The 12,185-nt window shown below is 49.0% G+C and carries 10 protein-coding genes, 2 tRNA genes and 1 rRNA gene; all 13 read right to left on the bottom strand.

Features of this window, described 5'->3' with window-relative positions; genetic code table 11:
- Positions 1–1,510: ribosomal RNA gene (locus PG862_RS10665) — 16S ribosomal RNA — on the bottom strand; the annotation flags it as partial.
- 256 nt (positions 1,511–1,766) lie between these two features.
- A tRNA-Ser gene (locus PG862_RS10670) sits at positions 1,767–1,855 on the bottom strand.
- A 44-nt stretch (positions 1,856–1,899) separates the two neighbouring features.
- A tRNA-Ser gene (locus PG862_RS10675) sits at positions 1,900–1,985 on the bottom strand.
- Positions 1,986–2,253: 268 nt separating this feature from the next.
- Entirely contained in the window at positions 2,254–2,949 is a 696-nt protein-coding gene (rplA, locus tag PG862_RS10680; RefSeq protein ID WP_022359097.1) for a 50S ribosomal protein L1, read from the bottom strand.
- A gap of 67 nt (positions 2,950–3,016) precedes the next feature.
- Positions 3,017–3,442, bottom strand: a complete 426-nt coding sequence (rplK, locus tag PG862_RS10685; protein ID WP_022359098.1) for a 50S ribosomal protein L11 — start codon at positions 3,440–3,442, stop codon at positions 3,017–3,019.
- 69 nt (positions 3,443–3,511) lie between these two features.
- A complete protein-coding gene (nusG, locus tag PG862_RS10690) occupies positions 3,512–4,030 on the bottom strand; it encodes a transcription termination/antitermination protein NusG (RefSeq protein WP_022359099.1) in 519 nt (172 codons plus the stop codon).
- Between the two features lie 17 nt (positions 4,031–4,047).
- Entirely contained in the window at positions 4,048–4,251 is a 204-nt protein-coding gene (secE, locus tag PG862_RS10695) for a preprotein translocase subunit SecE (RefSeq protein ID WP_022359100.1), read from the bottom strand.
- 58 nt (positions 4,252–4,309) lie between these two features.
- Positions 4,310–4,474, bottom strand: a complete 165-nt coding sequence (gene rpmG / locus PG862_RS10700; RefSeq protein ID WP_207722866.1) for a 50S ribosomal protein L33 — start codon at positions 4,472–4,474, stop codon at positions 4,310–4,312.
- Between the two features lie 261 nt (positions 4,475–4,735).
- A complete protein-coding gene (locus tag PG862_RS10705) occupies positions 4,736–5,578 on the bottom strand; it encodes a YcxB family protein (protein ID WP_118653108.1) in 843 nt (280 codons plus the stop codon).
- A 186-nt stretch (positions 5,579–5,764) separates the two neighbouring features.
- Positions 5,765–6,514 carry a ComF family protein gene (locus tag PG862_RS10710; protein WP_270707366.1) on the bottom strand — a complete coding sequence of 250 codons (750 nt, stop codon included), beginning with the start codon at positions 6,512–6,514 and terminating at the stop codon, positions 5,765–5,767.
- Entirely contained in the window at positions 6,511–8,877 is a 2,367-nt protein-coding gene (recD2, locus tag PG862_RS10715) for an SF1B family DNA helicase RecD2 (RefSeq protein WP_270707368.1), read from the bottom strand. The genes PG862_RS10710 and recD2 overlap by 4 nt, the downstream gene beginning before the upstream one ends.
- Before the next feature lie 33 nt (positions 8,878–8,910).
- Entirely contained in the window at positions 8,911–9,912 is a 1,002-nt protein-coding gene (mreB, locus tag PG862_RS10720; protein WP_022359104.1) for a rod shape-determining protein, read from the bottom strand.
- Between the two features lie 515 nt (positions 9,913–10,427).
- Positions 10,428–11,981, bottom strand: a complete 1,554-nt coding sequence (locus tag PG862_RS10725) for an ABC-F family ATP-binding cassette domain-containing protein (protein WP_022359105.1) — start codon at positions 11,979–11,981, stop codon at positions 10,428–10,430.
- Positions 11,982–12,185 lie beyond the last annotated feature (204 nt).

Consider the following 12,185-nt stretch of genomic DNA (forward strand, 5'->3'; position numbering starts at 1 on the left):
CCTTCCGATACGGCTACCTTGTTACGACTTCACCCCAGTTATCGGTCCTGCCTTCGGCAGCTCCCTCCTTGCGGTTGGGTCACTGACTTCGGGCATTACTGACTCCCATGGTGTGACGGGCGGTGTGTACAAGACCCGGGAACGTATTCACCGCGACATTCTGATTCGCGATTACTAGCGATTCCAGCTTCGTGCAGGCGAGTTGCAGCCTGCAGTCCGAACTGAGACGTTATTTTTGAGATTTGCTCCACCTCGCGGTCTCGCCTCTCTTTGTTTACGCCATTGTAGCACGTGTGTAGCCCAAATCATAAGGGGCATGATGATTTGACGTCATCCCCACCTTCCTCCAGGTTATCCCTGGCAGTCTCCCAAGAGTGCCCAGCCGAACTGCTGGCTACTTAGGATAAGGGTTGCGCTCGTTGCGGGACTTAACCCAACATCTCACGACACGAGCTGACGACAACCATGCACCACCTGTCTCCTCTGTCCCGAAGGAAAGGCGACATTACTCGCCGGTCAGAGGGATGTCAAGATTTGGTAAGGTTCTTCGCGTTGCTTCGAATTAAACCACATGCTCCACCGCTTGTGCGGGTCCCCGTCAATTCCTTTGAGTTTCATTCTTGCGAACGTACTCCCCAGGTGGAATACTTATTGCGTTTGCGACGGCACCGAAGGACTTTGTCCCCCAACACCTAGTATTCATCGTTTACGGCGTGGACTACCAGGGTATCTAATCCTGTTTGCTCCCCACGCTTTCGAGCCTCAACGTCAGTTACTGTCCAGTAAGCCGCCTTCGCCACTGGTGTTCCTCCTAATATCTACGCATTTCACCGCTACACTAGGAATTCCGCTTACCTCTCCAGCACTCTAGTTAAACAGTTTCCAAAGCAGTCCCGGGGTTGAGCCCCGGGCTTTCACTTCAGACTTGCTTTACCGTCTACGCTCCCTTTACACCCAGTAAATCCGGATAACGCTTGCCCCCTACGTATTACCGCGGCTGCTGGCACGTAGTTAGCCGGGGCTTCTTAGTCAGGTACCGTCATTTTCTTCCCTGCTGATAGAGCTTTACATACCGAAATACTTCTTCACTCACGCGGCGTCGCTGCATCAGGGTTTCCCCCATTGTGCAATATTCCCCACTGCTGCCTCCCGTAGGAGTTTGGGCCGTGTCTCAGTCCCAATGTGGCCGGTCACCCTCTCAGGTCGGCTATTGATCGTCGCCTTGGTAGGCCGTTACCCCACCAACTAGCTAATCAAACGCGGGTCCATCTCACACCACCGGAGTTTTTCACACCGGACCATGCGGTCCTGTGCGCTTATGCGGTATTAGCAGTCATTTCTAACTGTTGTCCCCCAGTGTGAGGCAGGTTACCCACGCGTTACTCACCCGTCCGCCACTCAGTCAATCTAGCTTCCATCCGAAAACTTCCGTTAGATTGCTTCGTTCGACTTGCATGTGTTAAGCACGCCGCCAGCGTTCATCCTGAGCCAGGATCAAACTCTCATGTTAAAGTTTTGATTCCAGTCAAAATTCGCTTGGCTAATTTTAACCGTTATTACTGTTGTTTTGGTTCTTCGCAAAATTTGCATTTTGCTCATCGCGTTCAACTCGCTCATGCCTGCAAGCAGTCATGGACTTGTTTTTATCGCGAATGTTCTGAATGTTCTCTTGAACTTCAAGGCTTAACCAAAAGCCTTTGTTCTTAGAATTTTCAGGGTTTTACATACTGTTCAGTTTTCAAGGTTCCTGATGCTTTCGCATCGAACGCAGAAGGAGGGATTTGAACCCTCGCGCCGCTACTAACGACCTACTCCCTTTCCAGGGGAGCCCCTTCAACCTCTTGGGTACTTCTGCAGGTTGATTTTCATATCTTATGAAATTAATAACCGTTTTTGAAACGGAGAGAGTGGGATTCGAACCCACGCGCCCTTTCGGACAAACGGTTTTCAAGACCGCCTCGTTATGACCGCTTCGATATCTCTCCAAAAATGTGCTTAACCATTATATAATGGATATTCATTTTTGTCAAGGACTTTTTCACTTTCTTTTTGAAAGTTTTCACAATCACCTGTGCGTCTTGACTCTTTAATTTTTGTTTCCGCTTTCTCAGCGGCAACAGAACATATTTTATCACTACTAAAGTATAAAGTCAACTGTTTTTTTGACTTTATTTATATTTTTTCGACAATCGAAAAAAAGAGGACGAAAGACCCAAAAGTCCCTCATCCTCTTGATTCTATAACGTCTTCTGATTAGCCAATCAGCTTACCTACGTTCAGCTTAACGCCCGGGCCCATGGTAGAAGTCATGGTTACGCTCTTTAAGTAAGCGCCCTTTAAGGTAGCTGGTTTTGCCTTCAGGATAGCGTCAATAAGCGTCTGGAAGTTGTCCGCTAACTGCTCCTCTGTGAAGGAAGCTTTACCTACTGGCACGTGGATAATGTTAGTCTTATCAAGTCTGTACTCGATCTTACCGGCTTTGATATCATTGATAGCTTTGGTTACATCCATAGTAACAGTACCAGCCTTCGGGTTCGGCATTAAGCCCTTCGGTCCAAGTACACGACCAAGACGTCCTACAACGCCCATCATGTCCGGAGTAGCTACTACTACGTCGAAGTCTAACCATCCCTCGTTCTGGATCTTCGGGATCAGCTCCTCAGCGCCTACGAAATCTGCGCCTGCAGCCTGAGCCTCTTCTGCCTTCGGTCCCTTAGCAAATACAAGGATACGAACGGTCTTACCAGTTCCGTGCGGCAGTACAACTGCACCACGGATCTGCTGATCAGCATGACGGCCGTCACAACCAGTTCTGATATGAAGTTCTACGGTTTCATCGAATTTAGCACCTGCAGCCTTCTTCACGATGGAGATGGCATCTGCAGCTTCATAAAGGCTTGCGCGATCTACTAATTTAGCAGCCTCTACGTATCTTTTTCCTCTTTTCATTATAAAAAACCTCCTAGTGGTATTGTCGGGGAATTCCCTCCCACGTTACTGATAAACATCCCGAAAATTACTCGGCAACTGTGATACCCATACTTCTTGCTGTACCAGCGATCATGCTCATAGCAGCTTCAAGGCTTGCTGCATTTAAGTCAGGCATCTTTAATTCTGCGATCTTCTGCAGATCCTCTTTCGAGATGCTAGCTACCTTAGTCTTGTTCGGTGTAGCGGAACCGGATTTAATCTTGCAAGCTTTCTTTAACAAAACGGCAGCCGGCGGAGTCTTTGTGATGAAGCTGAAGCTTCTGTCAGCATATACAGTAATAACAACCGGGATGATCATATCGCCCTGGTCTGCTGTCTTAGCGTTGAACTCTTTCGTGAACTGTACGATGTTTACACCGTGCTGTCCAAGAGCCGGACCTACTGGCGGAGCTGGTGTAGCCTTTCCAGCAGGAATCTGTAATTTAATATATCCTGTAACTTTCTTTGCCATTGTTGGCACCTCCTATAAATTGTGGTAATTGCGGGGATTTCCCTCCCACAGGCTCATAAATGAACCTCTTTACATCATCTTCTTGATCTCTGTGAAGTTCAGTTCAACCGGTGTCTCACGGCCAAACAGTTCTACACGAATCGTCAGGGTCTGTCTTTCCTCGTTGATGGACTCGATAACACCAACGGTATCTTTCCATGCCCCTGTCGTTACAACAACCGTGTCGCCGACCTCAAAGTCAACGACAACGCCGGTTTCCTTAAATCCGAGACCGGCCATCTCCTCTTCCGTCAAAGGAACCGGTTTGGAGCCCGGACCAACAAACCCGGTCACTCCGCGGGTGTTGCGTACTACGTACCAGGTATCATCATTCATAACCATGTTGATCAGTACGTATCCGGGAAACATCTTCTTGGCAACCTGTTTATTGGCTCCATTCTTGACTTCGATAACTTCCTGCATCGGCACGGAAACCTCTAAGATCTGATCCTGAAGGTTCCGGTTCTCGATCGTCTTTTCGATGTCAACCTTTACTTTGTTTTCATAGCCGGAATAAGTATGCACTACATACCAATTTGCTTCTGCCATATTTCTCACCTTTGCCTTTACATAACGAAGTGCAGTCCAAACACGATTGCCGTGTCAAGAGCCGCAATGATAAGTCCCAGCGCAACGGAAACGGCGATGACCGCTCCAGTCTGCTTCGTAACTGTCTCTTTGTCAGGCCAGATGATCCTTTTGTACTCAGCTTTTAAACCTTTCCAGAAACTCTTTTTAGGAGCTTTTTTGGTATTTTCTGTATCACCCATTTTTGTCCTCCAAAGCGCTCAGGCAGATGCCCGATCGCGCAGAACCAACCAGTTACTCTTACTTCGTCTCTTTGTGTAACGTGTGTGTCTTACAGAATCTGCAGTACTTTTTGGTTTCCATTCTGTCCGGATGAGTTTTCTTATCCTTGGTCATGTTGTAATTGCGCTGCTTGCATTCTGTGCATGCCAGTGTAATTCTTGTACGCACAACTTCCACCTCCATTTTTCTTAGTATGCGATCTTTCCACTCTCCAACCGGAAATCTGGTTTTTGAGCATAAAAAAAAGACCTATGTTCTTCCATTCGCCCGTCTACTATATCATAAAAGAAGCGGCGCGTCAAGCAATAACTTGCCGACATTCGCCGCCTCTTTTATATTATAGATATCGTTTTCACTTAGTGCAGGCTGGAACCAGATTCTGCCCGCGCCTCATATTTCACATTATCAGGACTTACAATGATGCTATAAAACAATCAGAAAGGTTTATTCATCCACTTTCTCCTCGTTTACAGCGTCTGTCTTTTCTTCCACATTTTCATGGCTGTCTGTGGTATCCGGCTCCGCCTTTTCAGGCTCATCGGTTTCTTCCTCATCCGCCGCCTGGCTTCCGATAAAATGCGCCATTTTTCCAATCTTACCCATATGGCTTGTATCCACGCGGGTGATCTCCGGCTCATCAGCTTCCACAACATCATCCTCAAGCGCGGCGTTCTGATGCAGGGCGCCGCCCTCCTGATTCTCCGCATTTTCCGGATTTTTTGTCACGGATGGATATTCTTCCGGGTTTTCCTTGGCATCCGCAAGCTTTTCATTCATGAATGTCTCAAACTGCTTTTGCTCTTCCTCGCTGGAAAATGCCGACTTGGCGATAAACTGCCAGGTTTTCTCGTTCGTCTCAAGCAGATACATCCGCTCAATCTCAACCATCTGCTCAATGTCGCTGTAGCTGTAAGTCTTGGTCATCTCCTGTGCCGCAACCGTCATGGTCAGTGTCTTCTCATCCAGCGTCAGATGTACGACTGGGAAATTGCCCGTCTTTTCCAAATTTTTAAGTCCGCTCCGTTTCCAGATCATCCGCTCCTGGTTCTGGTTTGAAATCATGTAAAACATGCCAATGCCAACCAGCACCGCTATCACGATGGACGGTACAAGAAGAACCAGATTGCCCTTTGCCTGCATCACATTTTTTCCCAGAAAGAGAGCTAAAAATGCGACATATAAGAGTGCCGACACCATCTTCATTTTCTTGGACTCATGCTTAAGCACGTTCCAGTGAATCCAGTTTTTATAATCTTCCTTTTCAAGGCGATATTCAAATTCCTGCATTCTTTTTACTCCTTTTCTTTCTTACTTGAAATCTCCCCCGCATTCCTTCCGTCTCCTGAACCTCTTTTTGCCTCTCCCGCAAACTTTTAGATTCAAATGCTTTCTACTATTCTTTTCATCCAGAAATGCCGGAGTATTTCCACTTATAAGGCTTCCCTCTGCTTATCTTCTCTATCATATCCCACTTTAGCGTCCTTGTCCAATACAAACGGCAAAAAAACAGACTTTTTCGATCCCCGCAGACAGAAGCGCCCGGGTACACGCTTCCGCCGTGCTTCCGGTCGTATAAATATCATCCACGAGAAGCACGTTTTGCACACCACTTGCCCGGATTGCCTCCGCATCTGCCTGAAACGCCTGCTGTAAATTCTGGAGCCGTTCATCTGGATTCAGCTCTTTCAGGGGTTCTGTATTTCGTATCCGATATAAAAATTCCGGGCACACCGGCATTTCCAGCCGCTCGCCCATCCGCTTTGCCAGAACCTCCGCCTGATTGAAACCACGTTTCCGTTTCCGCGCCGGGTGGACCGGAACGGGAACCAGACCGTCAAACTGCCACTCCTCCCGATTTTCATGCTGCCTCAGCTTTTCCGCTGCAGCTTCGGCATAAAAATCGAGATATTCCCTCTTATTTTTATATTTAACCGCTGCCATCGAGCGCGCAGCTTCCTCCGTATAGTTAAAGAGTGCCATCCCACGCACAAATGACCGGCGGTGTTTCACACAGTCTGGACAATATTCGATTTCTTCACTCCAAACTTCTTTTCCACATTTCTGACAAACCGGCGATTTGACAGGCGAAAGCCTCAAAAGACACGAAGGACAGATAAGCCCGCCCTTCGGCGTCACGATCTCCCCGCAGACCGGGCAGCGCCTTGGATATAGCGCATCCAGAGCGGCGCGGGGGAATTGATTCCATTTTATATTTTTTATCACAATGTCTCCATAATTTCTTCAATGCGGTCGCGCAGTCCCGAATAGCGCTTCTGTTCCATCGCATTGTCCACCATCTGCTGAAACACATACGGGACACCGACCAGGCAGACACAGGCTCTTGCCCTTGTAACCGCCGTGTAAATCAGATTCCGCGTCATCAGCATATGCGGTCCGCTCCAGACCGGAATCACGACCGCCGGATACTCGCTTCCCTGCGACTTGTGGATCGTGATCGCATATGCCAGTTCCAGCTCCTCCAGCTGCTTGAAGCTGTACTCGACACGTTTTCCCTCATCATACTCCACGGTTACCAGCTCCGCAAAGGTATTGATCTCGCGGATGCGCCCAAGATCCCCATTGAACACGCCGGCTCCCTTGTCCACCGGGATGCCGCTGCGGTTGTAGGAAGTCCACTCAATCTGGTAATTGTTCTTGATCTGCATGACCTTGTCGCCCACACGAAACGTCGTCTCGCCATACTCTTTTTCCGCCTTTTCTGCCGATGGCGGATTTAAAAATTCCTGCAAAATGGAATTTAACCGTATCGATCCCAGCACTCCCTTCCGCATCGGCGTCATGACCTGTACCTCAAACAAATCGGCATGGACGTAATTTGGCAGTTTTTCACGTACCAGCGTGATCATTGCATTGATGATCGCATTCGGATCATCACGCTTTATAAAGAGGAAATCCCTGCTTGACTTTCCGATCGGAATGCGCTCTCCGGCATTGATGCGGTGGGCGTTGACGATAATATCGCTCTGCGCCGCCTGCCGGAAAATCCGGGTTAGCTTTACCACATGGAAACACTCTGACTCGATGATATCACGCAGGACATTGCCCGGTCCGACGCTCGGAAGCTGATCCACATCACCCACCAGAATCAGACGTGTGCCGACATTGACCGCCCGGAGCAGCGAATGCATCAGATTGATATCCACCATCGACATTTCATCGATAATGATGACATCAGCTTCCAGCGGATTGTCCTCGTTCCGCTCAAAATGCATCGAAGTCGTCCGGCTCTTCTCATCCTCCTCTGGCATTCCCGTCAGCTCTAACAGGCGGTGAATCGTCTTCGCCTCATAGCCTGTCGCCTCGGTCATCCTTTTTGCTGCGCGTCCGGTCGGGGCTGCCAGCAGGATATCCATGTCGCCCTTTTCAAAATACCGGATGATCGTGTTGATCGTCGTCGTTTTTCCGGTACCCGGACCGCCCGTGATTACCAAAAGTCCGCAGTTGACCGCCTCAATCACCGCGCGGATCTGCAGTTCATCCAGCTCGATCTGTTCCTCTTTCTGGATGACTGCCAGACTTTTCCGAATCTGTTCTTCCGATTCGGAACCAGTGATGTTTAAGTCGTGCAGCATGCGGGCGGTGTTTAGCTCGGTATAATAGTAGTGTGATGCATAAACGGCGCGTTCCGGGGCGTTTGCTATATTTGATACATTTGATGCATTCGGTTCACCCAAAACATCTGGCTGCGGCTGCATCTGCCCCGACACTGCCGATTCCGCCTGAACGAAAACATCCATTTCTGCTGTTTTCTGCTGTTTCCTCTCCCGGATCACCAGCCGTTTATCCATCTGCATATCCATCAGATGCTTGTCAATCTCGGAAATCTCAACCTGTAGAAGCTTTGCCGCCCGATCCGCCAGCTCGTCCTCCGGCAGGTATGTGTGCCCGTTCGCCGTCGCCTGATAGAGTGTATACAGGATGCCGCTCTTGATGCGGAAATCCGAATCTGCCACGATTCCTATCTTCGCCGCGATCTCGTCTGCCATCTTAAAACCAACGCCCGGAATATCGTCCGCCAGCTTATACGGATTGTTCTGGAGAATCGTGTACATTGCCGGACCGTATTCCTGGTAGATTTTAACCGCCAGATTGATGGAAATGCCATAATTTTGCAGAAACATCATCGCCTGGCGCATATCGCGCTTTTCCTCGACCTGTTCACCGATGGACATCGCCATTTTTTCACTGATTCCCTTGACCTCCGCGAGGCGTTCCGGCTCTTCTTCCATGATGCGGAATGTGTCCGCCTTAAATTTTTTAACAATCCTGGAAGCTAAAGCAGCCCCGACGCCTTTGATGGCGCCGGAGCCTAAATATCGTTCCATGGAAACAGTATCCTCAGGCGCTTTCAGCTCATAGCTTTCCACCGCCATCTGTTCCCCGTAAATCGGATGCTCGGTCATACGCCCGCTCGCCTCGATCATCTCGCCCTCTGCGATGTAGGAAAAAGTGCCAACCAGCACATATTCCTCCCCGTCGTCCAAGCCGCTGATAGAGAGAACCGTATAGCCATTGTCCTCATTGCGGTATTTTATTTTTTCAATATATCCTTTAACTGCTGCCATATTTTTATGCTATCCGTCTTCCGGCGGTTCTCTTTAATCGTAGTTTTTCTTCTCACCGTGTGCGAACTCGATAAACTTACCAGTTCCGATCGCAACTGCGGTCAGCGGATCCTCTGCGATCATCGTGGAAATGCCAGTTTTCTCCTCGATCAGGGCATCCAGACCGCTTAACAGTGCGCCGCCGCCTGTCAGTACGATACCACGGTCAAAAATGTCGGCTGCCAATTCCGGCGGCGTCCGCTCGAGTACGTTGTGAACGGCATCTACGATCTGGAGTGCCGGCTCGCGCAGCGCTTCCAGCGTCTCGTCGGATGTGACAACGATCGTCTTCGGAAGTCCGGTAACCAGATTTCGTCCGCGCACTTCCATCGTGATTACCTCCGGACGACGGTATGCCGCACCGATATTTATCTTGATCTCCTCAGCGGTTCTCTCACCGATCAAAAGATTGTGTTTCTTTCTCATGTAACGGACCAGTGCCTCGTCAAAGTCATCACCAGCCACTTTAATAGAAGTGCTGACTACGGTACCGCCCAGGGAAATAACGGCGATATCTGCCGTACCACCACCAATATCTACGATCATGTTGCCGCACGCCTTGGAAATATCGATACCAGCGCCGATCGCAGCTGCTACCGGCTCCTCGATGATCGAAACCTCGCGTGCGCCAGCCTGATAAGTCGCATCCTCAACCGCCTTGCGCTCTACCTCGGTCGCACCGCTCGGGATGCAGACGCTGATACGCGGCTTGCGGAGTGTCTTCTTGCCGACTGCCTTGTTGATGAAATATTTCATCATCTTCTCTGTCACTGTATAATCTGAAATAACCCCCTGGCGCAACGGACGGACCGCTACGATATTGCCAGGGGTTCTGCCGATCATCAGGCGGGCTTCCTCGCCGATCGCCATGATCTTATTCGTATCCCGATCGATCGCCACTACGGACGGCTCTTTCAGTACGACACCTTTTCCCTTGATATATACAAGGATGCTGGCTGTACCCAGATCGATACCAATATCATTGGACATCAACATAGTTGTTTTCCTCCTGCTCTGAATATGCACTCTTGAGTACATAAATCTATGAGTTTCATTGTATTTTATCTTCTTTATTTCAGCTTTTTTCGCTGCATCCAGCCCGCGCATTGTTTTAGAGCGGACTATACCACTTACTATTATATACAACTTTCGATTCTTTTGAAAGAGGTTTTTATTTTTTTATGGACTTTATATTTTTTTTATGAAAGGGACATATTTTAGTCACAAGTTTCTCCTATAATACAAGTATGTTATCCGAAAGGGTAACAGGCCTTTGTTTCAAGTGTTACTTGAAATAAAAAAGCTTTTTCATACTCATACCGGACGATACAAATCGTCCGGCCCCCCTAAGCCAATTTCTTTTTTATATATACCTACCATTCCCAATTTAAGAAAAACAGGAACGCCGTCGGACTCTCAGCCGATGGCGTTCCTGTTTTTTGTCAGTGCCAGGCACCTTAGAAAAAGGGCTCTATACTGAATGTTGGGGTACGCTGAAAAACATTTTTTTCTTATATTTTCAGACTCCACTCACTGCAGTCCCAGACCTTCGTTGCGAATCCCTCATAGAAATCCGGTTCATGGCAGATCAGAAGGATATTTCCTTTGTACGCCGCCAGCGCACGCTTTAACTCCTCCTTCGCCTCAACGTCCAGATGGTTCGTCGGCTCGTCGAGAAGCAGAAGGTTCGTCTCGCGGTTGATCAGCTTACACAGGCGCACTTTTGCCTGCTCGCCACCGCTGAGCACGCGCACCTGGCTCTCGATGTGCTGGGTCGTCAGACCGCATTTTGCCAGTGCGGAACGCACCTGGTACTGGGTGTAGGACGGAAATTCTTTCCAGATCTCATCGATGCAGGTCGTCGTATTGCCCGGCGCCATCTCCTGTTCGAAATAGCCGATGGAGAGATAATCGCCCAGCGTCACCTTGCCGGACACTGCTGGAATCAAACCTAAAATACTCTTTAAAAGCGTCGTCTTTCCAATTCCGTTGGCACCGACCATCGCAATCTTCTCGCCGCGCTCCATATAGAGGTTCAGCGGACGGGACAGGGGCTCGTCGTAACCGATCACCAGATCCTCCGTCTCAAAAATACATTTTCCGGAGGCTCTCGCCTCCAGGAAGTTGAACTCTGGCTTCGGTTTTTCCTTCGCCAGTTCGATCACATCCATTTTATCCAGCTTTTTCTGGCGGGACATCGCCATATTTCGCGTGGAAACACGCGCTTTATTACGTGCCACAAAATCCTGCAGCTGCGCGATCTCCTGCTGCTGACGCTTATACGCTGCCTCGAGCTGCGCTTTCTTCGCCTCGTGCACCTCGAGAAACTTGTCGTAATCGCCCACATAGCGGTCAAGCCGCTGATTTTCCATATGGTAAATGATATTTACTACGCTATTTAAGAACGGAACATCGTGTGAAATCAGGATGAACGCATTTTCATATTCCTGCAAATACCGTTTCAGCCACTCGATGTGCTGCACATCCAGATAGTTCGTCGGCTCGTCCAACAACAAGATATCTGGCTTTTCCAGAAGCAATTTCCCGAGCAGTACCTTCGTTCTCTGTCCGCCGCTCAAATCCGTTACATCGCGGTCCAGACCGATATCGGTCAGCCCCAGCGCACGTCCGACTTCCTCCACCTTCGCATCGATGGAATAAAAATCGTGGTTCATCAGAAGATCCTGGATCGTTCCCAGCTCTTCCATCATCACGTTCATCTCATCCTCCGATGCCTCGCCCAGATGGTCGCAGATTTCATTCATCTGCACTTCCAGCTCAAACAGGAAGGAAAATGCGCTCTTCAAAACCTCGCGGATCGTCATGCCTTTTTCCAGCACCGTGTGCTGATCCAGATAGCCGACGCGCACCCGCTTTGACCACTCTACTTTTCCCTCGTCCGGCTGCATATGCCCGGTAATAATATTCATAAACGTCGATTTACCCTCGCCGTTCGCACCGATCAGACCGATGTGCTCACCCTTTAACAGGCGGAACGAAACATCCTGAAAAATCGCCCGGTCACCAAAACCGTGGCTTAAATGTTCTACATTCAGTATACTCACGTGTGTACCTCTCCTATTTTTCTTTTTATTGTAAATTGTTTGTATTTGTTGAATTGTTCTTTGTTTTTCTGCAAATTTTATCCTGGAAAACAACTCCACTTCATATAAGATTTGCTTTCTGTACGTCTGCCTGCTGTCTGTGGCAAAGCCGACTTCGATTTATTGTACACGAAGCGTGCTTTTGTGGCAAGCGGAGATTTTGGA

The sequence above is a fragment of the Clostridium fessum genome (assembly GCF_027698965.1).
Lineage (GTDB): Bacteria > Bacillota > Clostridia > Lachnospirales > Lachnospiraceae > Otoolea > Otoolea fessa.